Source organism: Bradyrhizobium sp. CCBAU 45389, from assembly GCF_028128625.1.
Taxonomy (GTDB): domain Bacteria; phylum Pseudomonadota; class Alphaproteobacteria; order Rhizobiales; family Xanthobacteraceae; genus Bradyrhizobium; species Bradyrhizobium liaoningense_B.
Genome location: NZ_LBIY01000002.1, coordinates 154,720 through 181,605, shown reverse-complemented (window position 1 = coordinate 181,605; position 26,886 = coordinate 154,720). Strand labels below are relative to the sequence as shown.

Sequence of the window (26,886 nt, the reverse complement as noted above, 5' to 3'; positions counted from 1 at the left end):
CCGGACGATACCCATGGTTTTTGTTGACGAGACCTGATCTTTTGTACGATAGTACAAATCACATGGTACGCAAGCCCACCAGCAAGGAATCGGCCCGCAAGCCGAACATGCGCGAGGCGATCCTCGCCGCGGCCGAGGAGCTGTTTGCCACCAACGGCTTCAATGCCGTCTCGGTGCGCGACATCGCGCAGGCTGCCGGGGCCAATCCCGGCAGCGTCACCTATCATTTCAAGACCAAGGACGGCCTGCTGCTGGAAATCTACCGGCGTCATTGCGGGCCGATGAACCTGCGCCGTTCCGAGCTGCTCGCCGCCGCAAAACGCGTGCGCGATCTGCAGGACCGGCTGGAGGCGATCGTGCGCGCCTATGTGGTGCCGGCTTTCACCTCGGGCAGCGATCTCGCCGGCGGCGGGGCGCGCTTCACGCGGTTGCGCGCGGTGATGTCGGCTGAGGGCAATGAAGTTGCGCGAAAAATCATCGCGCAGACCTTCGATGACACCAGCCACGCCTTCATCGACGCGATCCACGAGAGCCTGCCGCACATTCCGCGCACCGACATCGTCTGGCGCAGCCATTTCCTGCTCGGCGCACTCTATTACTCGCTGGTGACGCCGGACCGCGTCTCGCGCCTGTCGCGCGGCGAGGCCGACGGCAGCGATGCCGCGGGCGCCATCGAGCAGTTGGTGCAGGCGACCGTCGCCGCATTCCAGGCGCCGGCGCTTGACCAGGCCGCGCCGGCACGCCGGCGGCCGGTCGTCAGCAGCAAGACTTGAAAGAAACCGCCCGAGGGGAGGCGCGTAACAGCACCTTCGCTCGCAAGCGGGCCATGTAACAGGGTGCTTTAGGAAATGAACAGGCGGGAGTGCTTGCATCTCTTGACCGGATTGGCCGGTGCCGCGCTTGCGGGTGAAGCGCGCGCGCAAAGCGCTGAGAAGGCGATCCCGACGATCACGCCGCCGGACCCCAATCCCAAGACGCCGTCCTTCAAGCTGCCGGCGAAATCCTGCGATACCCATACGCATATCTTCGGTCCCGCGGCCCGTTATCCCTTCGCCGAGAAGCGTCCGTACAACACCGCCGATGCGCCGCTGGAGACGTTCCGCAGCGTCCACGAGAAGATCGGCGTCGAGCGTTGCGTGATCGTCAACGCCACCGTGCACGGCACCGACAATCGGGTCGTCACCGATGCCATCGCCCAGAGCGAAGGCGCCTACAAGGGCATCGCCAACGTCAGCGACGAGATGACCGAGAAGGAGCTTGCGGCGCTCGACAAGGGCGGCATCTGCGGCTGCCGCTTCGCCTTCCTCAAGCGCCTCGGCGGCGTCGGCGACATGACCAAGTTCCAGCGCATCGTGCATCGCGTCGCCGAGCTCGGCTGGCACATCGACGTCTATTTCGAGCCGGGCACGATTGCCGAATTCGCGCCCATCCTGACCGCGCTGCCGACGCCTTACGTGATCGATCACATGGGCACGGTGCAGGCGGGGAAGGGGTTAGATGATCCCGGCTTCACTGCGCTGCTCGATCTGCAGAAGAAGGACGAGAAGTGCTGGGTCAAGATCACGGGCCTGGAGCGCGCTTCCAGCACCGGCAAGCCGTTCCATGACGCCGTGCCGTTCGCGAAGGCGCTGATCGACAACGCGCCCGATCGCGTGCTCTGGGGCACCGACTGGCCGCATCCCAATGTCAAGGTCATGCCTGACGACGGCGATATCGTCGACCTCATTCCTCTCTTCGCGCCCGATCCCAAGGTCCAACAAAAGCTGCTGGTCGACAATCCGGCGCGCCTGTTCAAGTTCACCTGATGACAATGATGTACACGCCGACGATTCCGCCGCCCGATCCGAACACGCGCACGCCGAAGTTCAAGCTGCCAAAACTGTCATGCGACGCGCATTGCCACATCTTCGGGCCCGGCTCGAAATATCCTTATGCGCCTGACCGTTCCTACACGCCGCCCGATGCGCCGCTGGAAGACTTTCGCGCACTGCACGCCAAGCTCGGCGTGGAGCGCGCGGTGATCGTCAATGCCAGCGTGCACGGCACCGACAACACGGTGGCGCTCGATGCCATCGCCGAGAGCAATGGCGCCTATCGCGCGGTTGCCAATATCGACGACACCATCACCGAGCGCGAACTTCGCGTGCTGCATGAGGGCGGTTTCCGCGGCTGCCGCTTCAATTTCGTCCGCCATCTCGGCGGCGTTCCCGACAAGCGCGTGTTCGACCGCATCGTCGCGATGGTCACGCCGCTCGGCTGGCACATCGATCTGCATTTCGATGCGATCGACCTGCCTGAATATGCCGACATGCTGACCAGGCTGCCGCTGAGCTACACCATCGACCATATGGGCCGGGTGAAGGCGTCCGAAGGGCTCGATCAGCTTCCATTCAAGATCCTGATCGAGCTGATGCAGCGCGACGAGAAGTGCTGGGTGAAGATCTGCGGCTCGGAGCGGGTGTCCTCAGCCGGTCCGCCCTTCACGGATGCGGTGCCGTTCGCGCGAAAGATCGTCGAGACGGCGCCCGACCGCGTCATCTGGGGCACCGACTGGCCGCATCCCAATGTCAAGGTGATGCCGAATGACGGCGACCTCGTCGATCTGATCCCGCTGTTTGCGCCGGAGCCGGAGTTCCAGCAAAAAATCCTGGTCGACAACCCCGCACGCCTGTTCGAGTTCGACCGATGACGGCGATCACGATCGACAAGCCGCGCGGCCGCGCCTGGTGGAAGGAGCTCTGGATCCAGGTGCTCATCGCCATGGCGGCCGGCATCGCGCTTGGGATCGTGAGCCCCGAGGCGGGCGCCAAGATGCAGCCGCTTGGCGATGCCTTCATCAAGGCGATCCGGATGCTGATCGCGCCGATCATCTTCTGCACCGTCGTGCACGGCATCGCGCACATGGCCGACATGGCGCGGGTCGGGCGCGTTGCGGTGAAGGCGATCGTCTATTTCGAGATCATGACCACGATCGCGCTGATCATCGGGCTCGTGGCCGTGAACCTGATGCGGCCCGGCGTCGGCATGAACATCGACCCCGCCAGCATCAATGCCAGTGCGATCGAACCTTACGTCAAGCAGACCAGCGTCATCGGCTTCGTGCCGTTCCTGTTGAACATCGTGCCGGCCACGTTCATCGGCGCCTTTGCGGAAGGAAACATCCTCCAGGTGCTGTTCATTTCCGTGCTGTGCGGGTTCGCGCTGGTGCAGCTCGGCGAGAGGGCCGCGCCGCTGGTCCATCTGATCGACATCGCCGCCAAGATGGTGTTTGCGGTGGTCGGCTTCGTGATGTGGGCGGCGCCGATCGGCGCGTTCGGTGCCATTGCGTTCACGGTGGGAAAGTTCGGCGTGGGCTCGCTGGCCTCGCTCGGCAAGCTGCTCGGCGGCTTCTATCTGACCTGCCTGGTCTTCATCGTCATTGCGCTCGGGCCCGTCGCGCGGCTCTGCGGCTTCTCGCTGCTCAAGCTGATCCGTTACATCTGGGAGGAGCTGCTGATCTGCATCGCCACGACCTCGTCGGAGACGGTGCTGCCGCGGATGCTGACCAAGCTGGAGAAGGCCGGCTGCGAGAAGAGCGTGGTCGGGCTGGTGATCCCGACCGGCTATTCCTTCAATCTCGACGGCACCTGCCTCTACCTCGCCGCGGCCTCGGTATTCCTGGCGCAGGCGACCAACACGCCGTTCGGGCTCGCCGAGCAGATCGAGCTCTTGCTGATCCTGCTCGTGACCTCCAAGGGCGCGGCGGGAATCGCAGGCGCGGCCTTCGTCGTGCTGGCGGCGACGCTGTCGGCGACCGGCACCATTCCGGTGACCAGCGTGGCGCTGGTGCTCGGCATCCACCGCCTGATGTCGCAGGGGTTGACGCCGACCAATCTGATCGGGAACGCGGTTGCGACCATCGCGATTGCCAAATGGGAGGGCGCGCTCGACGGCGAGCGGTTGCGCCGCGTGCTCGACGGCGAGGAACCCGCGGTCGCTGCGGCCTGAAATGAACCTGCTGCCGGCATGAAGCAGGCGGCCTATGATGCTTACGAACGAAAGAGGGGAGTTTGTCCCATGAAAACAGGTCTTGTCGTCACCGCCCATCCCGGCGATTTCGTCTGGCGCGCCGGCGGCGCCATCGCGCTGCATGCGAAGAAGGGCTATCGCATGAAGATCGTGTGCATGTCCTTCGGCGAGCGTGGCGAGAGCCAGTTCGCCTGGAAGGAAAAGGGCGCGACGCTGGAATCGGTCAAGGCCGGCCGCAAGGACGAGGCGGAGCGGGCGGCCAAGCTGCTCGGTGCCGAGATCGAGTTCTTCGACTGCGGCGACTATCCGCTGAAGCTGACCGAAGCGCATTTCGACCGCATGGTCGACATCTACCGCGAGCTCAATCCGAGCTTCGTGCTGACGCATGCGCTGGAAGACCCCTATAATTTCGACCATCCGAACGCGGCGCATTTCGCCCAGGAAACGCGCGTGGTCGCGCAGGCGATGGGCCACAAGCCCGGCGCGCAGTACAAATATTCGGCGCCGCCGGTGTTCCTGTTCGAGCCGCACCAGCCCGAGCAGTGCAATTACAAGCCGGACACGATCCTCAAGATCGACGAGGTCTGGAAGGAGAAGTACGAGGCGTTCCAGATCCTCGCCGCGCAGAAGCACCTCTGGGGCTATTACGAGCGTGTCGCACTCAACCGCGGCATCCAGGGCAGCCGCAATACCGGCGTGCCCATGACCTATGGCGAGGCCTATCAGCGCCTGTTCCCGACCGTTGCGGAGGAATTGGCATGAAGCCCGTCGTCGTTCGCAACATCAAGCGCGCCGATCCCGCCGGCATGGCGGAGTACGGCGTATCGACCGTGCACGAGGCCTATGGCCGCCTCGGCCTGATGAAGCCTTATCTGCGTCCCGTCTGGGCGGGTGCGTCGATCGCCGGCCCCGCCGTCACCGTGCTGGCGCAGCCCGGCGACAACTGGATGATCCATGTCGCGGTCGAGCAGTGCAAAAAAGGCGACATCCTCGTCGTCGGCTGCACCACCGACAATACCGACGGCATGTTCGGCGAGCTGCTCGCCACCTCGCTCCAGGCCCGCGGTGTGCAGGGGCTGATCATCGATGCCGGCTGCCGCGACGTCAAAGCGCTGCACGAGATGAACTTTCCGGTGTGGTCGCGCGCGGTCTCGGCCAAGGGCACGGTCAAGGCGACGCTCGGCTCGGTCAACATCCCCGTGGTTTGCGCCGGCGTGAACGTCGATCCCGGCGACATCATCGTCGCCGACGACGACGGCGTCGTGGTGGTGCCGAAGCGCTATGCGGTCGAGGTCGCCGAGAAGGCCAAGAAGCGTAACGCGGATGAAGGCGGCAAGCGCAAGCGGCTGGCATCGGGCGAGCTCGGCCTCGACATGTACAGCATGCGCGAGGCGTTGGCGAAGGCCGGCCTCGTCTATGTCGACAATCCCGAGGATGTCTGAAGCGAAGACAAGCGGAGCGGGCGGATGGATCGTCTGAAGCTGAAGGCCGTGCTCGGCAACCACCCTCACGTCCAGGCGGTGAAGAGCGGCGAGCTCCGCTCCGACCTCTTCGATCTCGACTTCATCGAGTACACGCCGACCAACACGGCATTCAAGCCGATGGTGCGCGAGCAGGCCTTCGACGTCTGCGAGATGGCGATCGTCACTTACCTGATGGCGAAAGCCCACGGCAAGCCGCTGGTGCTGCTGCCGGCGACCATGATGGGCCGCTTCCAGCATTCCTATGCGCTGTACAATCCCGCCCGGGGAACGCTGGGGCCGTCCGATCTCGAAGGAAAGCGCGTCGGCATCCGCTCGTTCACGACCACGACGGGCGCCTGGATCAGAGGCATCCTCGCCAACGATTACGGCGTCAATCTCGACAAGATCCGCTGGGTGACGTTCGAGGATCCGCATGTCGCCGAATATGTCGACACCACCGAGCGTGCGCCGAAGGATAAAAAGGTGTTGCAGATGCTGCTCGACGGCGAGGTCGACGCCGTGCTCGGCGAGACCTCCAACGATCCCAAGCTGAAGCCGCTGTTCCCCGATCCGGCCGCGGAGGCGGCGAAGTGGTACGAACGCCGCGGCGTCGTCCCGGTCAATCATCTCGTGGTCGTGACCGAGCAGCTCGCGAAATCCCGTCCTGACGTGGTTGCGGGCGTCTATGATCTGCTCAAGCGGAACAAGGAGCAGGCGGGGCCCGCGGCGACGCCCGACCTCGTTCCGTTCGGGATCGAAGCCAACAGGAAACCGCTCGAGCTCATCGTCGACTATGCATTCCAGCAGGCGCTGATCCCGCGCCGCTATGCGGTCGAAGAACTGTTCGACGCGACGACGCGAGGATTGAACTGATGGCAGGTGATCCCAGGCGCTGGCAGATCGGACTGGTCGGCTATGGCGAGGTCGGCCGTATCCTGGCCGAGGATTTGCGCCAGCAGGACATCAAGGTCTCCGCCTATGACATCAAGCTCGGCGAGCAGGGTGCGCCGCTAAGGGAGCATGCGGCAAAATTCGGCGTGACGCTCGCGCCGTCTCATGCCGAGCTGACCGCGAAATCCGACTTCATCATCTCTGCCGTCACGGCGAGCCAGGCCGTCCCCGTCGCAAAGGCCTGCGCGAGCGCGATCAACCAGGGCACCTGGTTCCTCGATTTCAACTCGGCCTCTCCCGGTGCCAAGCAGCGCGCCGCGGCACTGATCGACGGCGCTGATGGCCGCTACGTCGAGGGCGCGGTGATGACCTCGGTGCCGCCATATCGCATCAAGGTGCCGCTGCTGCTCGGTGGGCCCGGCGCGAGGGAGCTGGAGCCGCTGCTGAACGCGATCGGCTTTGCGGCGAAGGTTGCCAGCGACAAGCTGGGTGTGTCCTCGGCGGTGAAGATGTGCCGCAGCATCATGATCAAGGGCCTCGAGGCCATGGTCATCGAGAGTTTCACCACCGCGCGCGCCTATGGTGTCGAAGATGCCGTGCTGGCGTCACTCACCGAGACATTCCCCGCCATCAACTGGGAGAAGCAGGGCGCCTACTTCTTCCAGCGCGTGATCGAGCACGGGCGCCGCCGGGCCGAGGAGGTGCGCGAGGTCGCCGAGACCGTGCGCGAGGCGGGACTGACGCCGTGGTCGGCGCAGGGCACGGCCGAGCGGCAGGCCTGGGTGGCCGATCTCGCCGATGAGGGGCTGTTCGGACCCAAGGGGACCAGGGAGTTTGCCCGCAGCGCGGACTGGCGTACCGAAGCGGATCGGATCCTCGCGAAGATCAACCGCGCGAAATAGGGCGGCTCCGGCTCAGGATTTCGCCGCGCAACAGCCCGTGAGCTCGTCGCGGGCGCGGTCGATCAAATCGATCAGGTTTTTGGCCTGCCGGACGACTTCGGTCGTGCGCTCAGTGCGGAATTCGGCAAGGATCATGCGAATGCACTTGTCGGCGGTCTCGAGCGTCCACAGCATGCGGGCCATCTCGTCCTCGGAGCGGACCGCCGCGATATCGAGGCCAGACAGGACTTCGCCGATACCATTCAGTCGCTTGATGGCGGTCTCGGCGGGCGTCCCGGCCCGAACGGAGCGAGAATTGATGCTGCTGAATGCGCTGAACACGTCCATGCTTCCCGGTTGAATGCAGACATCAGTGCGGTCTCACTAAGACCGGCACCGCGGGACTTGCATTGCGTGCAGCTATCGGGGAATCGGAGAGAATCTACTATCCGGGAGAGTACCGGATTCGGAATTTTGGAACGGCGAACGGTAATGGAGTGAAGGTTGCTGTGGGTTAGCCCGACTTTCGCGCAATCCTGCCATGCGCGGCGACAAGCCTGCCTTCCTTATAGACGGAGCGCCCCTGCGGTACGGCGACGATGGCCTCGGGCACGTGCTCCGCATTGAGCGTCACGAAGTCGGCCTTCGCCCCGACCTGCAGGCCGTAGCCTTCCAGCCGCAGTGCCTTGGCACCCGATGCGGTGACGACGTCGAATGCGGCGCGCAGTTCCTCGTCGATATTGAAGCCGGAGCGATAGCCGAGCGTCGTCGCCCGCCGCAGCATGTCGCCATCGCCATAGGGCCACCAGGAGTCGCGGATGTTGTCGTTGCCGCTGAAGACGGTGACCCCGGCCTTGCGCAGGGCAAGGATCGGCGGAAACGGCCGCGCGCCCGGCGCGTTGGTCATGATCGCGACGCCGGAGCGGGCGAGAACATCCGCGATCTTCTTGAGGTAGTCTGCCGTGATATCGCCGAGCCCGTAGGCATGGCTGACCGCCACGTGGCCCTCCATGCCGAGCGCGCGCGTGCGCGCCGCGATCTGCTCGATCTCGAAGGCGCCGAGTGTACCCATGTCGTGCAGGTGGATGTCGACATCGACGCCGCGCCTGTCGGCGACGCCAAACACGACGTCGAGATGCTTCTCGACGTCGCGATCGAAACTCGCGGGGTCAAGCCCGCCGACGAGGTTGGCGCCGAGACCAATGGCTTCGTCGAGCAGTTGCGGGGTGCCCGGGCTCGACAGGATTCCGCTCTGGGGAAAGGCGACGAGCTGGATGTCGATCAGGCCTTTGTATTCCTCGCGCACGCGCAGGATCGTTTCGAGCGATTTCAGGCCGACCGAACCGTCGACCATGACGTGGCTGCGCATCTGCGTGGTACCATGGCCGATGCAGAGATCGAGTTGGTTGCGCGCGCGCACGTCCATCGGCGCTGACACGGCCATATTCTCGGCCTGGAAGGCGACGCGCTCATGCACGTTGAAGCCGTCAGTGCACGGCTTGTGTGGCCGCCAGGCGTCGCCATAGAAGCTGGTGTCGAGATGGATGTGGCCCTCGACGAAGCCGGGAACGACGAGCGCGTCCTTGAGGTCGACCGTCTCGGCGCCGGCCGGCGGCTGGTCAGCAGGTGCAATCGCAGCGATGCGGCCGTTCGCGACCGCGATGTGCTGGCGGGTGCCGCCATCGAAGCGCGCGTTCAGGAAGATTGTGTCGAAGGCCATTTGGGTTCCTCCGTCGATTGATGGCGGTGATCCTCGCGCAGGCGGCGACGATGGCGCAAGACGTGGGTCGATCAGTTCTAGGGGCGGAACAGCATGGCCCTCTGCCGCGCAAAGGTCTGCCGGCCACCCCTAAAGCCCATCATGACGTCAGGCAGCTCGGCGATGGCAAAGCGGCTGTCCCTGGTATCGAGCACGATGAGGTCGGCGGGATTGCCGACCTTGACGCCGTAATCACCGAGGTTCATCAGCCGCGCCGGCAGGTCAGTGACGAGGTCGAGGCAGGTGTCGAAGTCGCTGACCGAGGCGTGCGCGACATTGGCGTAGAAGTTCGCCATCCGCAGCAGCGAGGCATCGCCGAACGGCGTGAAGGGATTGAGCACGTTGTTGGTCGCGACCGAGCACAGCACGCCATCGCCGGCGAGCTTGTGGGCGAGCGTCAGCCCGCGCGGCGCATTGTGGGTGGCCTCGCGCCCCATCAGGTAGAGATCGGTCGCGGGCAGCACCGTGACGGCAACGCCTGCTTTGGCCAGTTGCGCGGTGGCGGCTTTCATCCGCTCCGGCGGCAATGCCGAGAGTTTTGTGGCATGGCCGATCGCCACGCGTCCGCCGTAGTTGCGCCGCTCGGTGAGGCGGCAGACCTCGTCGAGGTGCCACCAGGAGGGATCGAGATCGAAGTCGAGATGGAGATCGACGTCCATGTCGAATTCCTCAGCGAGATCGAAGATGCGCGCGAGATGGGCGTTCGGGTCGGTGTCCATGTAGGGACAGCCGCCGATGACCTCGCCGCCGTTGCGCAGCGCCTGGATCAGCAGGTCCTCGGCACCGGGATCGTTGGTGAGGCCTTCCTGCGGGAAGACGCAGAGTTCGAGATCGATCGCCCAGGCGTAGTCACGCTTGAGCGCCTGCACCGCCTCGAAGCCGCGCAGGCCAATGCGCGGGTCAATTTCAACATGTGTGCGCATGCGCGTCGTGCCGTGCACGATTGCCCGCTCCAGCACGCGAGCGCCGCGTGCGTAGACGTCCTCGACCGTGAAATCCTTCTTCATGCCGGCGACGGCGCGGATCGCCTCCGAGACACTGCCGTGATCGTGCCCGCAGCGGCCGAGCAGGCAGGCCTTGTCGAGATGGATGTGGGTGTCGACGAAGCCGGGCAGGGCAAGGTGGCCGCCGACATCGACCTCGACGGTCTCGCAGGCGAGCTTTGGCGCGATCGCGGCGATACGTCCGTCCTTCACGCCGATATCGACGGGTGCGGCGGATGAGCGCAACAGCGCGTTGCGGAAGATCAGGTCGAGGGCGGCTTGGGTGGTCATGGCGTCGGATTCAGCTGTGGTAGTCTAGCGAAAGCTGAGGGGGCGGGCAGCTCCAGATTGTGTGCAGTCGAGACATCAGATTGTCCAAAAAATATGCATGCACTTTGGGGGCCGAATTGTAGAATGCCGGCACTTTCGGAGAATTCGCCATGTCCGCTCCCGCCAAAGCCGAACGCCCGATGACCGACGCCGAGATCGTGGAGGCCTACCTGACGGCCTCGATGATACCCGATCCCGACGCCGCCGCGGCCTACATGAAGCCGGGCACGGTGATCACGTTCACCGGCGGGCGCGAGTTCGACCATCCGCGCGGGCCGACCGGCTTCAATGCAAAGCGCTATCGCTGGGTCAAGAAGAAGATGGACCGGTTCGACGTATGCCCCGGCGCCGACGAGACCGTCGTCTACAGCATCGGCACGCTCTATGGCGAGTGGATGGACGGTACGCCGTTCGAAGGCAACCGCTATGTCGATCGCTTCGTCGTCAAGGGCGGGCAGATCGTGAAGATGGACGTCTGGAACGACAGCGCCGAGCGCATCCTCGTTCAGCGCGGGATCGAGGCCTAACCGGCGCATGATCCGGAAAAGTGCGCAGCGGTTTTCCGGCAAGATCATGCGCAAACAAAAGCCGCTAAAGCGCAATCTATTGCGCTTTAACGGCGCGCCACCTTCGGCAACTTCACCACGCGATTGCCGGCCTCTTCGTCGGCGTAAGGCGCCAAAATATCGAGCAGATCGCGGCCGCGCTGCGGTGTGGGGGCGACCAGCGCGCGATTGGCCACGGAATCCAGGTGATGATGCATCAGGTCCATCACCTTGGCCTCGTCACCCTTGGCGAGCGCCGAGATGATGGCGCGGTGCTCGTTGATGGCGCATTCGGTGGAATGCGGCCGGCTGTAGAGCGACAGCGTCAGGCAGCAGCGATAGGCGACCTCGCTGACATAGCGCACCAGGATCGGGCTGTTCGTCATCTGCGCGAGCAGGATGTGGAATTCGGTCGCGAGCCGGATCGAGACCGCATCCGTGCCGCCGCGGGCGCGATCCTCGGCATCGACATGGGCATTCAGCTCGGCGATCTGCGCCTTGGTCAGCTTGCCCGCGAGCTGGCGGACGACGAGGCGTTCGAGCTCGATGCGGATGTCGAAGGCATCGCGCGCCTCCTGCCAGCTCGGTGTCGCCACCACCGCGATCCGGTTGCGGCGGAGCTCGACCAGCCCCTCCGCGGCGAGTTGCCCCAGCGCATGGCGGGCAATGGTGCGGCTGACGCCGAAGCGTTCGCCGAGCGCATCCTCCGGCAGCTTGGCGCCGGGCTCGAGCGCCTGCTCGATGATAGCGCGCCGGAGCGCGCGGCAGATCACGCTGACCTTGTCCGACGATTCAGAAGTCTTGCTGCTTGCGCGCGCCGCCATCGGCGAATCCTTGAGGGGAGAGTCGAAACCACTCTTTAGCACAGCCCTTCGCCAATTCCGCGCTCCAATTGCATGCAGTTTGGCGTCCAGATTGCCTAAATGGAATCCGCTCAATCGGCGGGGCATTTGGCCAAATCATTGATTTTGCGGGAGGCGGCCGCTGGCATTCAGCTTGCATGCACTTTGGCTGTGATGCGCATGCAACCCAAGACCCAGTTTGACGGCCAGGCCGTTCCTGAAGGCTCTGCCGCGACCGCCATCGAGCTGTCCGAGGCCTCCGTGACTTTCGGACGCGGCGACCGCGCCGTGCCCGCGCTGTCGAAGACGACCTTGAGGATCGCCGACGGCGAGTTTGTCGCACTGGTCGGCCCGTCCGGATGCGGCAAATCGACCATTTTGCGTCTCGTCTCTGGTCTGGTGCAGCCGACCAGCGGCGTCGTCATCGTCGGCGGCCGCGAAGTCGCGGCGCGGGCGATGCGGGTCGGCATGGCGTTCCAGAACCCGACCATGCTGCCGTGGATGACGATCGAGCGGAACATCATGTTGCCGCTGAAGATCGTCGAACCGTTCCGCTCGAACTTCCGCAGGCTGCGCAAGACCGAGTTTCGCGACAAGGCCAACGCACTGCTGGAGCAGGTCGGCCTCAAGGGTTTCGGCAACCGCTATCCTTGGCAGCTCTCCGGCGGCATGCTCCAGCGCGCCAATCTCTGCCGCGCGCTGATCCACGAGCCGCGCATGCTGCTGCTGGACGAACCCTTCGGCGCGCTCGACCAGTTCACCCGCGAGGAGCTGTGGGCGATCCTCCAGAACCTCTGGATGACGCACAAGCCGACCGTGCTGCTGGTCACCCATGATCTGCGCGAGGCCGGTTTCCTTGCGAGCCGCATCTGCGTGATGAGCGCGCGTCCCGGCCGCATCCTCGACGACAGCCGCGTCGAGTTCGCGCGCCCGCGCACCGTCGCCATGACCTTCGAGCCGGATTTCGTTGCGCTGAACCAGAAGCTGCGGACCTTCATCGAGGATGCGCGCAGCGCGGCCCAGCAGGGAGCAGGCTGATGTTCGGGATCGATATCAGGCAGAAGGTGTGGTCGGCGGGACTGATCGTGCTGTTCTTCGTCGCCTGGGAGCTGTTCTGCCTGATGACGGGCATGTCGGACCTGGTGCTGCCGCGGCCCTCGCAGGTGTTCGTGACGCTGGTCCAGCGCTTTCCGGTGCTGTGGCCGCACATCGTGCAGACGCTTGCCACCACCATGTTGGGCTTCGTCCTTGGCGTTGCGCTCGGCGTCGCCCTTGGCGCGATCATCGGCGTCTCGAAGACGGCCTATGACACCTGCTATCCGCTACTGATCGGCTTCTCCTCGATCCCCAAGGTCGCGGTGGTGCCGATCTTCGTGCTGTGGTTCGGCTCCGGCACCGTGCCGGCGGTGCTGACCGCGCTGTCGATCTGTTTCTTCCCGATCGTCGTCAATATCGCGACGGGCTTGGCGACCACCGAGCCCGAGCTCGAGGACGTGCTGAAGGCGCTCGGCGCCAGCAAGCTCGACATCCTCTGGAATGTCGGCCTGCCCAGGACCATGCCGTTCTTCTTCGCCTCGCTGAAGGTCGCGATCTCCTACGCCTTTGTCGGCGCGGTGCTGTCGGAGACCGTCGCCTCCAACCGCGGTATCGGCAACGTCATGATGACCGCGTCTTCCAATTTCAACGTGCCGCTGGTGTTCGCCGGCCTGTTCGTGCTCGCCGGCCTCGGCGTCGCGCTTTACGTCGTGTTCTCGCTGATCGAGGGACAGGTCACCGGCTGGGCGACGCGCAAGAGCGACGTGATCGCCACCTGAAGTCTTGAACCGTCACGCAACGAAGCTGAGGAGGTCTCGATGTTGAGAAAAATAACTGCCGCGCTGCTGGGATTGGCCTTATCCACGGGGGCCGCGATGGCCCAGGAAACCACGATCAAGTTCACGCTGGGCTGGAAGACGCAAGGTAGCGATGCCGCGTTCTTCTACGCCAAGGACAACGGCTACTTCAAGGAGGAGGGCCTCAACGTCGTCATCGACCAGGGCGAGGGCTCCGGCGCCACCGTCACGCGCGTGATGTCCGGTGCCTATGACGCCGGCTTCGGCGATGTCAACGCCATCATCCAGAACGCCTCGACCAAGCCGCAGGAGGCGCCCGTCATGGTCTACATGATGTGGAACCAGCCGCCGTTCGCGATCGTCGCCAAGAAGACCAGCGGCATCAACACCATCAAGGACTTTGAAGGTCACACCCTCGGCGGCGCGCAGGGCACGCCGACGACGCGCCTGTTGCCGGTGTTCACCCGCAAGAACGGGCTCGACGGCGAGAAGATCAAGATCTCCAACATGGCGCCGAACCTGCAGGAGCCGATGCTGATCAAGGGCGACATCGACGCGGCGCTCGTCTTCAACATTACCAGCTACTTCAACCTCGTGCTCAACCGCCAGGACCCGGACAAGGACTTTAAGTGGTTCTCGTTCGGTGAGTACGGTCTCGATCTCTACTCCAACGGCGTGATGGTCTCGAAGAAGCTGATCGCGTCGAACCCGAAGGCGGTGGCCGGCCTCGTTCGCGCCATCAACAAGGGTGCGATCGCGGTGGCCAAGGACCAGAATGCCGGCATGAAGGCGGCGCTGAACTACGACAATCTGATCGACGTCGCGGTCGAGAAGCGCCGGCTGCAGTACTCATTTGACAAGCTCATTGTCTCGCCCGAGATGAAGGAGATCGGCATCGGCGACATCAAGGACGACCGCATGACGCGCGCGATCGGCATCGTGGTCGAGGGCTATCAGCTCGCCCGCGCCCCGACGCCGGCCGAGGTGTTCTCGCGCGAGTTCCTGCCGCCGCGCGCGGAGCGGGAGCTGGTGTATACTGCCAACTGATCTTCAACGGGTCTTGGAGAGACGGTCATGGCCACGGAGATTTCGGCAACCAGCCTGTTCCGTGGCCCTGACCGCGGCATCAGCGACAATGTCGTGCTGCGGCACGATGGGGGCGTCATCACCGATATCACGGAAGGAGCGGGGCCGGGGCCGCGCTCCTTCGTCATCCCGGCCTTCGTCAACGCCCACGACCACGCCCGCGCCACCGCATCGTCCTTCGGCGCGGTCGGCATGCCCCTGGAAAGCTGGATCCTGCGGACCGCGCTGGGCACGCCTGTCGATCCCTACTTCGCTGCTGCCTCTGCCTTGGCGCGTTCGGCCAAGGCCGGCTGCGCCGCCATGATGGTGCACTACACGCGGCCGAGCGGGACGATGCCCTTGGTCGACGAGGCCAGGGCCATTGCGAAGGCCGCGTCCGACGTCGGCATCCGCATCGCCTTTGCGCTGGCCGTGCGCGACCAGAATCCGATCGTCTATGGTGATGCCGAGCCGGTGCTTTCGGGACTTCCCAGCGATGATCGCAAGACCATCGAGGATCTCTTCGTTCGCGCACCGATGTCGCCGAAGGCCTATATCGAGCTGACCGACGCCATTGCCTCAGGGATCGCCGGCCCGATGGTGGACGTTCAGCTCGGGCCTGCCGGCGTGCAATGGTGCTCGAAGCCGCTGCTGGAGGCGGTGGCGGAGAACTCGGCGCGGACCGGCCGCCGCATTCACATGCATCTGCTGGAAACCGTGTACCAGCGCGCCTGGGCCGACCAGAACTTTCCGGACATGGTGCGCTGGCTCCGCGACATCGACTTCCTCTCCGAGCGGCTGACGCTGGCGCATTGCATCCACGCCCGTCCCGAGGAGCTCGAGATGATCGCCGCCTCCGGCGCGCGCATCGTCACCAATTTCAGCTCGAACATGCATCTGCGCTCGGGCCTTGCCCCGATCGCCGCCGCATACAAATGCGGCTGCGCCATCGCTGTCGGCGTCGACGGGCTGGCGCTGGACGAGGACGACGACGTCCTGCGCGAGATGCGGCTGGTGCAGATGGTCCATGGCGGTCTCGGCTTCAAGGCGACATGGACGCCGGCCGAGATGTTTTCGCTCGCCATCCGCAACGGACGCCGCGCCACCGGCGCGCCCGGCAACGGCGAGCTCGTCGCCGGCAATCCGGCCGACTACGTCGTGATCGATCTCGACCGGCTCGATCGCGACCGGATCATGGCGGTCGATCCCATGGCGCTGCTGTTCGCACGCGGCAATGCGTCGCTCGTGAAGGAGGTCGTCGTCGCCGGCAAGACGATCGTCAGGGACGGGGTCGTGGCAGGTGTCGACCTGCCGGCCGTCGAGCAGGAGTTGCGGGCGATGTACCGCGCCAATGTCGGCAAGCTCGAAAGCTTCCAGCGGATATGGCCGCCTCTGTCGGAACGGCTGAGCGGCTGGTTCGAGCAGCAGCTGACCTGTCAATGAGGCGCCTGTCCTTGGCCGCGATGTATATAAAAAGGCGATAACTGCTAAAACCTGCCTCGTCTGGCGCCGGCTGCATCTATGCGCTATCAGCTCCGCGATTGCGTCTCGACACCAGTCGATGACCCCCTTGAGGAGCCCTCCGATGCGTCTTTCTACCATTGTTCTGGCCGTGACATGTCTTGCCGGCGCAGCCTCAGCCGAAGACCTCACGGGCACGCTCCAGAAGGTGAAGGAGACCAAGAAGATCACGCTGGGCTATCAGGAGGCCTCGGTCCCGTTCAGCTATCTCGACGGCAACCAGAAGCCGGTGGGCTTCGCCATGGACATCTGCCTCAGGATCGTCGATGCCGTGAAGAAGCAGCTCGGCATGCCCGATATTTCCGTCGAGACCCTCGCGGTGACGTCGTCGAACCGCATCCCGCTGATGGTCAACGGCACGCTCGATCTGCATTGCTCGGCGACCACCAACAATGCCGACCGCCAGAAGCAGGTCGCCTTCACCAACACGCACTTCCTCAGTGCGACGCGGTTCGCGGCCAGGAAGGCGGCGAACATCAAGACCATCGACGACCTCAAGGGCAAGGCGGTCACGGCGGTGGCGGGATCGGTGAACCTGACCCAGCTCGCCAAGGTCAACACCGAGCGCAATCTCGGCATCAACATCATGCCGGCGAAGGATCAGGCCGAGGCGTTCCTGCTGCTGGAGACCGACCGGGCCCAGGCCTACGCGCTCGACGACGTCCAGCTCGCGGTCGCGATCGCGCGCTCAAAGGAGCCGCAAGCCTTCATGATCAGCGAGGAGACGTTCTCCAAGCCCGAGCCCTACGGCATCATGCTGCGGCGGGAGGATGCGCCGTTCAAGGCGCTGGCCGATCGCGCGACGGCAGAGCTTTATGCGAGCCCGGAGATCGAGGTGCTCTATGGGAAGTGGCTGGAATCGCCGACGCCGCCGAACGGTCTCAACTACAACGTCCCGATGTCGGCAGCCCTGCGCAATGCCTTCAAGAAGCCGAGCTCGAGCGCCGATCCTGACGTCTACGTCGTGAACTGAGGCGGGGCGTCAGCGCATCCGCGGCGTGTCGAGGAGCTGGCCTGCCAGCGCCGCGCCGATTGTCGCGATCGCGGCCATGACGAGCGCCCAGGCGACGAACAGCCGATGACCGATCAGCGCACCGCTCAAGAGCGGCGCGCTGATATTCGCGCCTGACATCAGCGACTGGTTGAGGCCCATGATCATGCCTTGGCGGTTGATCGCGGTCGAGCGCGACAATTCCGCCGTCAGCGTGCTCCGCGCAAACATGGTGCCGACGATGATCAGTGTCAGGTTGACCGCGAGCAGGCCGACATTGTTCTCGGCTCCAAGGCCTGCAAAGCCGAGGGCCATGCAGGCGAATGCCGCCATCACGATGCTGCGGTCGGATGCGATGAGGTTCACGCGTGTAATCAGGAGGCCCTGCACGACCATGTTGATGAAGCCGGCGTAAGCAAAGATCCAGCCGAGTTCGCGCGCGCCGAAGGCATGGCCGTCCCAGGAGAACCGCGCCGACAGGAACAAGCCGATCTGCGACAGAAACATCGAATTGACGAAGAAGAACACGATGAGCAGGCTGAGCAGGCGCCAGGCGTAGCGCATGCCGAACAGGCTGCGGGTCAGCGTCGGCTCGGGCACGCGGTGCTGGTAGAGCGGCTCGGACGCCGGATGATCCGGAGGGAGCAGGGCGATTGTCGCGACGATGCTGATCAGGGAGAGCGCGGCCGCGGCCCACACCGGTGCGGTCTGGCCATAATGGACGAGGAAGCTCGACAGCGCCGGCCCGAGCAGGAGCCCGGTCCCGATCGCCCCGCTGGTCATGCCGAGCGCCTGCTTGCGCGTCGCGGGCGCGCTGTGCTCGGCGGCATAGGCATGCGCGACCGAGATATTGCCGGAGGTCAGGCCATCGATGATCCGGGCCACGAACACGAGCGTCAGATTGCCGGCGAGCGCGAGCAGGACGAATCCGGTGAGCGTTCCGATCTGGCTGACGACCAGCACCTTTCGCCGTCCGTAGCGGTCCGAGAGAATCCCGACCACGGGCCCGGCGATGAGCTGGCAGACGGCGTAGACCGAGATCAGCGCGCCGAGCAGGAACGGCGTGGCGCCGAGCCGCTGCGAATAGAACGGCAGCAAGGGCAGGATGATGCCCATCCCGGTGGCATCCACGGCCACGACCACGAAGGTCGGGACCAGCGTCAGCGCGCTGTATCCGGCCATCGTCTCCGCTGCATGTGCCGGGGAACCCGGTCCCATGGCGCCCGTCCTCGTTCGCTTTTGCGTGATCGCCGCTGCGATGCCGGGGTATATAGTTGTAAACTAATAGTTCGTGTCCTATCTAATTTGCATGGCTCCCTCGCAGGCTCACATCCATGCCGAAATCGGCCGGCTGATCGCGCGCCTGGGGCGGATGTGGCGGCGCGAGTCGGATTCTGCTCTGTCCGAGCACGGCCTGTCCTATGCGACCGCGATTCCGCTGCTGGTGCTGTCGCGCCAGGGCGAGAATGTCCGGCAAGGCGTGCTCGCGGATGAGCTCGGCATCGAAGGGCCGTCGCTGGTGCGACTGATCGATCTGCTCCAGGCCGAGGGTCTGGTCGAACGCCGGGAAGATCCGACCGATCGTCGTGCCAAAACGTTACATTTGACGAAAGCGGGCGCGGCCAAGGTCGAGGAGACCAACCGGGTGCTGCGCCGGGTGCGGGCCAGCCTCCTGAAGGATATCGGGCCCGAGGAACTTGCGATAACATTCGAGACTCTTCAGCGCATCGAACAGCGGGCCAGTCGCCTGCAAGACGTCAAGACTGGTCCCGAAGCGAAATAGCCATGCGCGCAGACGAGCCGTTCCTGGTCCGCCACGCGGACCTCATTTTTGCTTTGAAGACGTTCGCCGCGTCGATGCTGGCGCTCGTCATCGCGCTCGCGATGGATTTGCCGCGGCCCTATTGGGCGATGGCGACCGTCTACATCACCTCGCAGCCGCTGGCGGGGGCCACCAGCTCGAAAGCGTTCTTCCGCGTGATGGGCACGCTCGTCGGTGCCGTCATGACGGTGGCGATGGTGCCGAACCTGATCGATGCGCCGGAACTGCTCAGCCTTGCCATCGCGCTGTGGGTCGGGCTTTGCCTTTATCTGTCGCTGCTCGACGGCACGCCGCGCAGCTACGTCTTCATGCTGGCCGGATACACGGTGGCGCTGATCGGTTTCCCCGCGGTGTCCGAGCCCGGCGCCATCTTCGATACCGCGGTGGCAAGGCTCGAGGAGATTTCGCTCGGCATCATCTGCGCCAGTCTGGTCTCGACCATCGTGTTTCCGCGCAGCGTCGCGCCTGCCGTGGCCCACCGCGTCGACACCTGGCTATTGGATGCACGCCGCCTCAGCCAGGTCGTGCTGCTGCGCGAGTGCACCAATGAGGCGCGCCGCGGCAAGCGCCTGAAGCTTGCGACCGACATCGTCGAGATCGACACGCTCTCCACGCATCTTGCCTACGACCGGTTGACCGACCGCAATGCCGTGACGGGCCTCGGCGAGATCCGGCTCCGGATGTTGACGCTGCTGCCGGTGATCGCCTCGATCGAGGACCGGCTGGCTGCACTCGGGGAGGAGGCGCTGCGCCGGCAGCCCGAGCTGAAACAGCTGCTCGAGGATCTTGCGCAATGGATCGTCAGCGACGTCGGCGCGCGGCAGCCGGCCGACCGGATCCGCGCCGCGATCGCGGAGCAGCAGGCGGTGCTCGACGACAGCGCCTCCTGGGAGCGGATCATCACCACAAGCCTGCTGTTGCGGCTGCGCGAACTCGTCGACCTCTCGCGCGACTGCCGCGAGCTGACCGAGGCGATCGCCGACAACCGCAACGTTTCGACGCTCGAACTTGCCTTCCATTCCGAGGCCGGCGCCGCGCCCGTGCGTCACAGGGATCGCGGTCTTGCGCTGTGGTCGGCGGCTGGTGCCGCCATTGCCATCCTGATCTGCTGCGCATTCTGGATCGGGACCGGCTGGCCGGACGGTGCGTCGGCGCCGATGATGGCGGCGGTCGCCTGCTCGTTCTTTGCCGCGCAGGACGAGCCGGCGCGCTTCATCCGCAGTTTTGGCCTGTGGTCGCTCGTCGCCATCGTCGTGGTCGCGATCTACCTGTTCGCACTGGTGCCCGCGATCTCCCATCTCGAGGTCCTGATCGTCGCGCTGGCGCCGACCTTCCTGGTCTATGGCTTCCTCATCAGCCGGCCGGCGACGGCGGGCACCGGCATGGCGCTCGCGGCGAACACTGCGACGCTGCTGGCGCTGCAATCGACCTACAGCGCGGATTTCGCCTCCTACGCCAATTCCGCCGTCGCCTTCTTCGTCGGCGTCGTCATCGCCGAGCTGGTGACGCGGATCGCGCGCGGAGTGGGCGCCGAATGGATCGCCAACCGCCTGGTGCTGTCGAACTGGAAGACGCTCGCGGTCGCTGCCGAACGCCGCGGCAAGCGCGACCGCGCCGAGTTCGCCGGCCTCATGCTGCACCGGCTCGGGCTGCTGGTGCAGCGCATCGCGTTCCTGTCGGAGAGCGACCGGCGCGACGCCGACAGCCTGGTCCAGCTCCGCATCGGCATCAACATTATCGATCTGCGCCGCGCCCGCTACGGGCTTGCGGCATCCACCATTGCCGTCATCGACGACATGCTCGATCAGCTCGCCAAGGCCTGCCGCGGCTATGCGGGGAATGGAATGCCGGGCGAGCTGCTGACGAGCGTCGACCGGGCGCTGGCCCAGGCGGTGAAGGATCCCAATGACAGCGCGCGCGAGGACGCCCTGATCGGCCTCGTCGGCATCCGCCGCGGCCTGTTCCCGGACGCGCCGGCCTATCGGCCGCGCGCAGAGAGTGTTGCGGCATGAGACATGTGATCGACATCTATGGCGTGCTGGTGCCGGCGCTGCTGCTGTGGATCATCATCGCCTACGTCCTGAGCGCGCTGTTGCGCCGCTTGATGCAGCGCTTCGACCTCTACCGCCTGGTCTGGCACCGCGCGCTGTTCGATTTTGCCATTTTCGTCTGCCTGCTCGGCGGCGTCGTCTATCTCTCGGAGTACCTCACATGAAGGGCAATCTTGCCTGGCTCGGCCGCATCGCGCTGACCGTCATAGCCGTCGTGCTTGCACTCGTCGTCGGACGCGAGCTCTGGGTCTATTACATGGAATCGCCCTGGACCCGTGACGGCCGCGTGCGCGCCGACGTGGTCCAGGTCGCGCCCGATGTCTCCGGGTTCGTCACGGAGGTGCTGGTCAAGGACAACCAGAAGGTCCGCCGCGGCGACGTTCTGTTCCGGATCGACCGCGAGCGCTTCGCCCTGGCGCTGCGGCAGGCCGATGCGTCGGTTGCCGGTCATCAGGCCACGCTCGACCAGGCCAATGCCGATCTGAAGCGCTACAGCACGCTGACGACCGATGCGGTGTCGCAGCAGAAGCAGGAGCAGGTGCTGGCCACCCAGCTGCAGGCCAAGGCGGCCTTCGATGCGGCCGTCGCCGACCGCGCCGTGGCCCAGCTCAATCTCGACCGCAGCGAGGTCCGTGCCTCCGTGAACGGCGTGATCACCAACATGGACCTGCGCCCCGGCGCCTATGTCACGGCCGGGAAGGGCGTGATGGCGCTGGTCGACACCGACACGCTGCATGTCGAAGGCTATTTCGAGGAGACGAAGCTCGCGCGCATCCGCGTCGGCGACAGGGTGCAGGTGCGGCTGATGGGCGAGAAGGTGACGCTGTCAGGCCGTGTCGAGAGCATCGCCGCCGGCATCGAGGATCGCGACCGCGCGGAAGGCGCGAGCCTGCTCGCCAACGTCAACCCGACCTTCAGCTGGGTGCGGCTCGCGCAGCGCGTGCCGGTGCGGATTGCGCTGGACAATGTTCCGGGCAACGTGTCGCTGGTCGCCGGCCGCTCCGCGACGGTGGAGGTATTGGACTAACGCTGCGAGCAGATGATCGCGCTTGGCCTGGGGAAAACCGGCGACGAGCGTTTCAATGCCAAATCGTAAGGCTAATCCTGACTCGCGTGTGTTGAGTCGGGGGACTGTATGGGCGTTTGGTTTTTAGTCCTAGCAGCCTGTATCGTCGGCGCGTTGCTCCTGTTGGCGTTCTGCCGATAGCGCCGATTGCAGATACAATTGTTGCTGCGAAGCATCAGCGAGCCGCGGAATAGCGGTTCCGGACCGATGGTTTTTGACTGTGCATGGATGAACGCGTTCACTCCCGGGATCGGAGGCGGACGTGAGCTGGTTGTTTGTGTTTCTCATTGCCGCAAGCGCAGTCGTTCTGATCGCCCATGCGATTGACGCGATGCGTTCTTGATACGGCCTGTGACTCGGTTTCGTCGGTAGCGAGGTAAGAGCCGAAAATGTTCCGAGGCGGGCGAGCGTCAATTTGAGGAACCTGGCCCTGCGAGCCAGGGTTGTCACAGCAGGAGGAATACGATCATGCTTGCGTTCTATCTGCCGTTCATCATTTTCGGAGCGATGCTCGAAGCGATTTCGAATCAGAATGTATCTGCGCCCATCCAGGAGCCGCCAAGCTTCGACTAGACGCCGATCCCTTGGCGCAGTCTCTAGTACCGACGCACCAGCGTCGGCCTAGATATTCGAGTATTTCTTCAGCTCGAATCGCGCGATCTGGTTCCTGTGAACCTCGTCCGGTCCGTCGGCAAGACGCAGCAGGCGCGCGGTGGCGTAGGCCTGCGTCAAGCCGAAATCATTCGAGGTGCCGCCGCCGCCATGGGCCTGGATCGCCCAGTCGATGATCTGGCAGGCCATGTTGGGCACGGCGACCTTGATCATGGCGATCTCGGCTTTCGCGACCTTGTTGCCGACCGTATCCATCGCGTAAGCCGCGTTCAGCGTCAGCAGCCGGGCCTGCTCGATCATGATGCGGGCTTCCGCGATGCGCTCCTGCGTCACCGTCTGCTCCGAGACGGGCTTGCCGAAGGCGATGCGGCTGCGGACGCGGCGGCACATCTTTTCCAGCGTGCGTTCGGCGAGCCCAACCAGCCGCATGCAATGGTGGATGCGGCCGGGGCCGAGGCGGCCCTGCGCGATCTCGAAGCCGCGGCCTTCGCCGAGCAGCATGTTCTCCTTCGGGACTCGCACATTGGTGAAGACGACCTCGGAGGCACGATCAGGCACGCCGTAGAAACCGAACACGGGCAGGGGCCGCTTGACCTCGATGCCCGGCGTGTCCATCGGTACCAGGATCATGGATTGCTGCTTGTGGCGATCCGGATTGTCCGGATCGGTCTTGCCCATGAAGATGCAGATCTTGCAGCGCGGATCGGTCGCGTTGGTCGTGTACCATTTGCGCCCGTTGATGACGTAGTGATCGCCGTCGCGCACGATCGAGCTCTCGATATTGGTCGCATCCGATGATGCGACCGCCGGCTCGGTCATGGCGAAGCAGGAGCGGATTTCGCCCGCGAGCAGCGGCTTCAGCCAGCGCTCCTTGTCCTGCTCCGACCCGTAGCGCTCCAGCACCTCCATATTGCCGGTGTCGGGCGCGGAGCAGTTGAACACTTCGGGCGCCAGATGTGAGCGGCCCATCACCTCGCAGAGCGGGGCATATTCGAGATTGGTGAGCCCGGCGCCGTGGCTCGACTCCGGCAGGAACAGATTCCAGAGGCCTTCAGCGCGCGCCAGCGGCTTCAGCTCCTCGACGACCGGATAGACTTTCCACGGTCCGAGCTCTTCCGCCTCGCGATAGAAGCGCTCCTCGTTCGGATAGATGTGCCGGTCCATGAAACTTTCGAGCTTGCGCTTGAGCTCGACGACTTTGGGCGACATCGGATAGAGCATGTTTCGTCTCCTTGATCGGGCGGCGGCAGGGCCTATGCGACTTCGAGGTAGTCCGGCCCCGGCAGTGTCGGGAAGGGCGCCGTTGGCAGCGTCTGGTACCAGAACGCGACCGAGGCGATGTCGTCCTGCAATGGAAGATATTTTCCGTCCTTCGCGCCGGGCAGCCAGCCCAGCGCCTGGATGGTCACGCGCAGATCGCTTCGGAAGCGGACGGGATCGGGGATGTGCCAGCGATAGAGGCCAAAGCGCTGCTGCGACCGGTAAACGCCGTCGGGACGGATCACCTGCGGCAGGCCGGCATAGGGCGTGGTGAATTCCTGATAGCGCGATTGCTGGAACGGGGCCTGGCCGGCATGGGCGACATGGGGATCGAAATTATAGGCGCCGCAGAAATAATCCTCGGTGCCGGTGCCGCAGATGGTCGGGAATGCGCCGTCGCCGTCGATGAAGAATTTGATCTCGCCTTCGCCCCACCAGCCGTTGTTGTGGACGCCCCAGGCCATGTAGGTGCCGACATAGTGGCCCGCACCCTTGACGCCATCGAGGATGGTGTAGACCTCCTTGAAAGGAAGCGGGTTGGTGCGGCGGAATTGGGCATGGAAATAGGCGCACTCCTCAGGGACATCGGTCAGCGTGTAGTTGATCTGGTAGTAGATCGTGACCGGCTCCTCGCTGCGGTTCTCCAGCGTGAAGCGCGCGCGTTTGCGGAACGGCATTTCCCAATAGCAGTTGAAGGCGCGGCCGGGATTGACGCAGACCGCGAGCGAGGAGACCTGCGCGAACTCCTCCCAGCCGCAGGCGAAGAAATCACCGGCCGGGCATTCCACGCTCGGCTGCGTCTGATCGTCCCAGTAGACGCGCAGGATCGAGTGGCGCAGGCGTCCGCGCGCCAGCGTCATCCAGATTTGCTGGATCGCGCCCTGGCCCTCGATGTCGGCGAGCGTGATCGTCGTGCCGGGTTCGATGACGACGTAAGGAGAGACCTTCCAGCCCTGGCCGAGATCGCGGGCCTGACGCGCGGCGGGGCCGTCGACGGACATGCCGCCCTTGCCCTTCTCGCCGGTGAAGTTCTCCGGGCTGATCGAGCGCGTCAGCGCATTCGACAGGCGCGACAGGTTGCCGAGATGCATGCCCAATCCGGAAAACGTCATGATGTCCTCGATGCGGGGTTAGCGATGACCCCGTATATCGCCCCCGAATTGACCAAAACATGAAGATGATCGCGTTCGCGAAGATCTGCTTCGTAGCCCGGATGGAGCGCAGCGCAATCCGGGGTCGTGCGTCATGGCAAGATTCCCGGATTACGCTGCGCTCCATCCGGGCTACGAGGTCGACGCCTTTGCGCGCGGCTCATGCCACGCGATACTCCTTAAATTGTTCGCGCAGCGCCGATTTGAGCACCTTGCCGGTGCCGGTCATCGGGAATTCGTCGAGGAATTCAACGGCGTCCGGCAGCCACCAGCTCGCGATCTTCGGCCGCATGTGGTCGAGCAGCGTCTTGCCGTCGACGGTCGCGCCTTTCTTGCGGACGACAAGGAGGAGGGGGCGCTCCTGCCATTTCTCGTGCGCGATGGCGACGACCGCGGCTTGCAGCACGTCGGGGTGAGACAGGGCGATATCCTCGAGCTGGATCGAGGAGATCCACTCGCCGCCGGACTTGATCACGTCCTTGGAGCGGTCCGTCAGCGTGACGTGGCCCTGCGGATCGATCACGGCCATGTCGCCGGTGATCAGCCAGCCGTCGCGGTCGAGGCCCTCGTCAAGCTTCATGTAGCCGGAGGCGACCCACGGTCCGCGGGCCCGCAAATGGCCGACCGTCTTGCCGTCGCGCGGCAGCTCATTGCCGGCGTCGTCGACGATGCGCAAGGCGGTGCCGAAGCAGGCGCGGCCGGAGACCTGACGCCGGTCGAACTTCTCTTTCTCGCCGAGATGCTCCGAGCCCGGCCGCAGGCCCGGCATCGAGCACCCCAGCGCCTCGGTCATGCCCCAGGCCTGGATATAGTCGACATTGTACTCGCGCTTGAGCTTCTCGACCATGGCGCGCGGCGGGGCCGAGCCGGACGATAATGTCGCGCGCAGCGTCGTGAACTTGTTGCCGGTGCGCCCGAGCCAGTCGAGCAGGATCAGCCAGAAGCTCGGCACGCCCGCCGACAGCGTCACCTTCTCGCCCTCGAGCAACTCGTACAGCTTGTCGGGTTCGTAGTTGCGGCCGGGCAGCACCAGCTTGGAGCCGGTGTAGGGCGCGGTGAACGGCATGTTCCAGCCATTGCCGTGGAATAGCGGCGCCATCGGCATCATCACCTCGCGCACGCCTTCGACATGTCCCGGCAGGAAGTCGAAATTGCAGCAGGTCATGGTCTGCAGGATCGCGGCACGGTGCGAATAGATCACGCCCTTGGGATTGCCCGTCGTGCCCGAAGTGTAGCAGATGGTGGACGCCGATTTTTCGTCGAACTCCGGCCAGGTGAAGCCGGCGTCGTCTTCCTTCTCCAGCAATTCCTCGTAGCAATGCACGTTGGCAAGCTTCGTCTCCGGCATCCGCTCGCGCGATGACATCACGACATAGGCTTCGATCGTCTTCAGTTGCGGCGCGATCGCTTCGACGATCGGCAGCGTGGCACGGTCGATGAACAGCAGGCGATCTTCAGCGTGGTTGATGATGTAGACGAGCTGCTCGGGAAACAGCCTGGGATTAACGGTGTGCAGCACGTAACCCATGCCGGGCGCCGCATAGAACATCTCGAAATGCCGGTGCGTATTCCAGGCCAGCGTGCCGACGCGGTCGCCTTGCTTCATGCCGAGCCGTTTTAAGGCCAGCGCCATGCGCTTGATGCGCGGGTGGGCCTCGGCATAGGTGGTGCGATGGATGTCGCCCTCGATCTCGCGCGCGACGATCTCGGCCTCGCCGTGATAGTCGGCGGCGTACTGGATCAGGCCGCTGATCAGCAGCGGCATGTCCATCATCAATCCCTGCATGGTCTTCCTCCGGATTGCCACGTCGTT

The 26,886-nt window shown here is 64.6% G+C and carries 26 protein-coding genes; 18 read left to right on the top strand and 8 right to left on the bottom strand.

Going from position 1 to position 26,886, the window contains the following annotated elements:
• Window positions 1–62 precede the first annotated feature (62 nt).
• The 8 genes from XH79_RS00875 (at window position 63) to XH79_RS00840 (ending at window position 7,264) form a co-directional block, all read left to right on the top strand.
• Entirely contained in the window at window positions 63–773 is a 711-nt protein-coding gene (locus XH79_RS00875) for a TetR/AcrR family transcriptional regulator (RefSeq protein WP_212339008.1), read from the top strand.
• 75 nt (window positions 774–848) lie between these two features.
• Entirely contained in the window at window positions 849–1,805 is a 957-nt protein-coding gene (locus XH79_RS00870) for an amidohydrolase family protein (protein WP_271580301.1), read from the top strand.
• Entirely contained in the window at window positions 1,805–2,689 is an 885-nt protein-coding gene (locus XH79_RS00865) for an amidohydrolase family protein (protein ID WP_212339014.1), read from the top strand. The genes XH79_RS00870 and XH79_RS00865 overlap by 1 nt, the downstream gene beginning before the upstream one ends.
• Window positions 2,686–3,987, top strand: a complete 1,302-nt coding sequence (gene dctA / locus XH79_RS00860; RefSeq protein ID WP_271580300.1) for a C4-dicarboxylate transporter DctA — start codon at window positions 2,686–2,688, stop codon at window positions 3,985–3,987. Before XH79_RS00865 ends, dctA begins: the two co-directional genes overlap by 4 nt.
• A gap of 69 nt (window positions 3,988–4,056) precedes the next feature.
• The gene (locus XH79_RS00855; RefSeq protein WP_211403268.1) at window positions 4,057–4,770 is read left to right on the top strand and encodes a PIG-L deacetylase family protein; all 714 of its coding nucleotides are present in this window, start codon (window positions 4,057–4,059) and stop codon (window positions 4,768–4,770) included.
• Window positions 4,767–5,450, top strand: coding sequence for a 4-carboxy-4-hydroxy-2-oxoadipate aldolase/oxaloacetate decarboxylase (locus XH79_RS00850; RefSeq protein ID WP_271580299.1), 684 nt, complete (start codon window positions 4,767–4,769; stop codon window positions 5,448–5,450). The genes XH79_RS00855 and XH79_RS00850 overlap by 4 nt, the downstream gene beginning before the upstream one ends.
• Before the next feature lie 24 nt (window positions 5,451–5,474).
• A complete protein-coding gene (locus XH79_RS00845) occupies window positions 5,475–6,344 on the top strand; it encodes an ABC transporter substrate-binding protein (protein WP_271580298.1) in 870 nt (289 codons plus the stop codon).
• Window positions 6,344–7,264: a DUF1932 domain-containing protein gene (locus tag XH79_RS00840; protein WP_271580297.1), complete on the top strand. Its 921-nt coding sequence runs from the start codon at window positions 6,344–6,346 to the stop codon at window positions 7,262–7,264. The genes XH79_RS00845 and XH79_RS00840 overlap by 1 nt, the downstream gene beginning before the upstream one ends.
• 12 nt (window positions 7,265–7,276) lie before the next feature.
• Here XH79_RS00840 and XH79_RS00835 read toward each other — a convergent pair whose 3' ends face one another.
• The 3 genes from XH79_RS00835 to XH79_RS00825 form a co-directional block, all read right to left on the bottom strand.
• Entirely contained in the window at window positions 7,277–7,591 is a 315-nt protein-coding gene (locus tag XH79_RS00835) for a hypothetical protein (RefSeq protein WP_212339027.1), read from the bottom strand.
• 166 nt (window positions 7,592–7,757) lie between these two features.
• On the bottom strand, window positions 7,758–8,963 hold the full coding sequence (locus tag XH79_RS00830) for an amidohydrolase family protein (protein ID WP_271580296.1): 1,206 nt from the start codon (window positions 8,961–8,963) through the stop codon (window positions 7,758–7,760).
• A gap of 77 nt (window positions 8,964–9,040) precedes the next feature.
• Window positions 9,041–10,276 (bottom strand): amidohydrolase family protein, encoded by a 1,236-nt coding sequence (locus XH79_RS00825; protein ID WP_271580295.1) that lies wholly within the window; start codon window positions 10,274–10,276, stop codon window positions 9,041–9,043.
• A 149-nt stretch (window positions 10,277–10,425) separates the two neighbouring features.
• Between XH79_RS00825 and XH79_RS00820 the strand changes: the two genes are divergently transcribed.
• Complete coding sequence (locus XH79_RS00820; RefSeq protein ID WP_271580294.1) at window positions 10,426–10,842, top strand: nuclear transport factor 2 family protein; 417 nt, start codon at window positions 10,426–10,428, stop codon at window positions 10,840–10,842.
• An 86-nt stretch (window positions 10,843–10,928) separates the two neighbouring features.
• Here the strand turns inward: XH79_RS00820 and XH79_RS00815 are convergent, their stop codons facing one another.
• Window positions 10,929–11,684, bottom strand: a complete 756-nt coding sequence (locus tag XH79_RS00815) for a GntR family transcriptional regulator (RefSeq protein WP_271580293.1) — start codon at window positions 11,682–11,684, stop codon at window positions 10,929–10,931.
• A gap of 192 nt (window positions 11,685–11,876) precedes the next feature.
• Between XH79_RS00815 and XH79_RS00810 the strand changes: the two genes are divergently transcribed.
• From XH79_RS00810 to XH79_RS00790, 5 genes are all read left to right on the top strand, one after another.
• Window positions 11,877–12,740, top strand: a complete 864-nt coding sequence (locus XH79_RS00810) for an ABC transporter ATP-binding protein (RefSeq protein WP_442869890.1) — start codon at window positions 11,877–11,879, stop codon at window positions 12,738–12,740.
• Complete coding sequence (locus XH79_RS00805; RefSeq protein ID WP_271580291.1) at window positions 12,740–13,516, top strand: ABC transporter permease; 777 nt, start codon at window positions 12,740–12,742, stop codon at window positions 13,514–13,516. The genes XH79_RS00810 and XH79_RS00805 overlap by 1 nt, the downstream gene beginning before the upstream one ends.
• Window positions 13,517–13,555: 39 nt before the next feature.
• A complete protein-coding gene (locus XH79_RS00800) occupies window positions 13,556–14,581 on the top strand; it encodes an ABC transporter substrate-binding protein (RefSeq protein WP_271580290.1) in 1,026 nt (341 codons plus the stop codon).
• A gap of 27 nt (window positions 14,582–14,608) precedes the next feature.
• Window positions 14,609–16,042, top strand: coding sequence for an amidohydrolase family protein (locus tag XH79_RS00795; protein ID WP_271580289.1), 1,434 nt, complete (start codon window positions 14,609–14,611; stop codon window positions 16,040–16,042).
• Window positions 16,043–16,184: 142 nt separating this feature from the next.
• Window positions 16,185–17,093 (top strand): amino acid ABC transporter substrate-binding protein, encoded by a 909-nt coding sequence (locus XH79_RS00790; protein WP_271580288.1) that lies wholly within the window; start codon window positions 16,185–16,187, stop codon window positions 17,091–17,093.
• 9 nt (window positions 17,094–17,102) lie between these two features.
• Here the strand turns inward: XH79_RS00790 and XH79_RS00785 are convergent, their stop codons facing one another.
• Window positions 17,103–18,329 (bottom strand): MFS transporter, encoded by a 1,227-nt coding sequence (locus tag XH79_RS00785; protein ID WP_271580287.1) that lies wholly within the window; start codon window positions 18,327–18,329, stop codon window positions 17,103–17,105.
• Between the two features lie 91 nt (window positions 18,330–18,420).
• Here XH79_RS00785 and XH79_RS00780 point away from each other — a divergent pair, with 91 nt between their 5' ends.
• Genes XH79_RS00780 through XH79_RS00765 form a run of 4 tightly spaced genes read left to right on the top strand, consistent with a single transcriptional unit; the run spans window position 18,421 to window position 22,011 of the window.
• Entirely contained in the window at window positions 18,421–18,894 is a 474-nt protein-coding gene (locus XH79_RS00780) for a MarR family winged helix-turn-helix transcriptional regulator (protein ID WP_212339049.1), read from the top strand.
• A gap of 2 nt (window positions 18,895–18,896) precedes the next feature.
• Window positions 18,897–20,945, top strand: a complete 2,049-nt coding sequence (locus XH79_RS00775; RefSeq protein ID WP_271580286.1) for an FUSC family protein — start codon at window positions 18,897–18,899, stop codon at window positions 20,943–20,945.
• Window positions 20,942–21,148, top strand: coding sequence for a DUF1656 domain-containing protein (locus XH79_RS00770; protein ID WP_212339054.1), 207 nt, complete (start codon window positions 20,942–20,944; stop codon window positions 21,146–21,148). Before XH79_RS00775 ends, XH79_RS00770 begins: the two co-directional genes overlap by 4 nt.
• Window positions 21,145–22,011: an efflux RND transporter periplasmic adaptor subunit gene (locus XH79_RS00765; protein WP_271580285.1), complete on the top strand. Its 867-nt coding sequence runs from the start codon at window positions 21,145–21,147 to the stop codon at window positions 22,009–22,011. The genes XH79_RS00770 and XH79_RS00765 overlap by 4 nt, the downstream gene beginning before the upstream one ends.
• A 660-nt stretch (window positions 22,012–22,671) precedes the next feature.
• On the opposite strand, the gene XH79_RS00760 is transcribed toward XH79_RS00765, so the two are convergent.
• From XH79_RS00760 to XH79_RS00750, 3 genes are all read right to left on the bottom strand, one after another.
• Entirely contained in the window at window positions 22,672–23,883 is a 1,212-nt protein-coding gene (locus tag XH79_RS00760) for an acyl-CoA dehydrogenase family protein (RefSeq protein ID WP_271580284.1), read from the bottom strand.
• Window positions 23,884–23,915: 32 nt separating this feature from the next.
• A complete protein-coding gene (locus XH79_RS00755) occupies window positions 23,916–25,034 on the bottom strand; it encodes a glycoside hydrolase family 172 protein (protein ID WP_271580283.1) in 1,119 nt (372 codons plus the stop codon).
• A gap of 199 nt (window positions 25,035–25,233) precedes the next feature.
• On the bottom strand, window positions 25,234–26,859 hold the full coding sequence (locus XH79_RS00750) for a long-chain fatty acid--CoA ligase (RefSeq protein ID WP_271580282.1): 1,626 nt from the start codon (window positions 26,857–26,859) through the stop codon (window positions 25,234–25,236).
• Window positions 26,860–26,886: the final 27 nt, after the last annotated feature.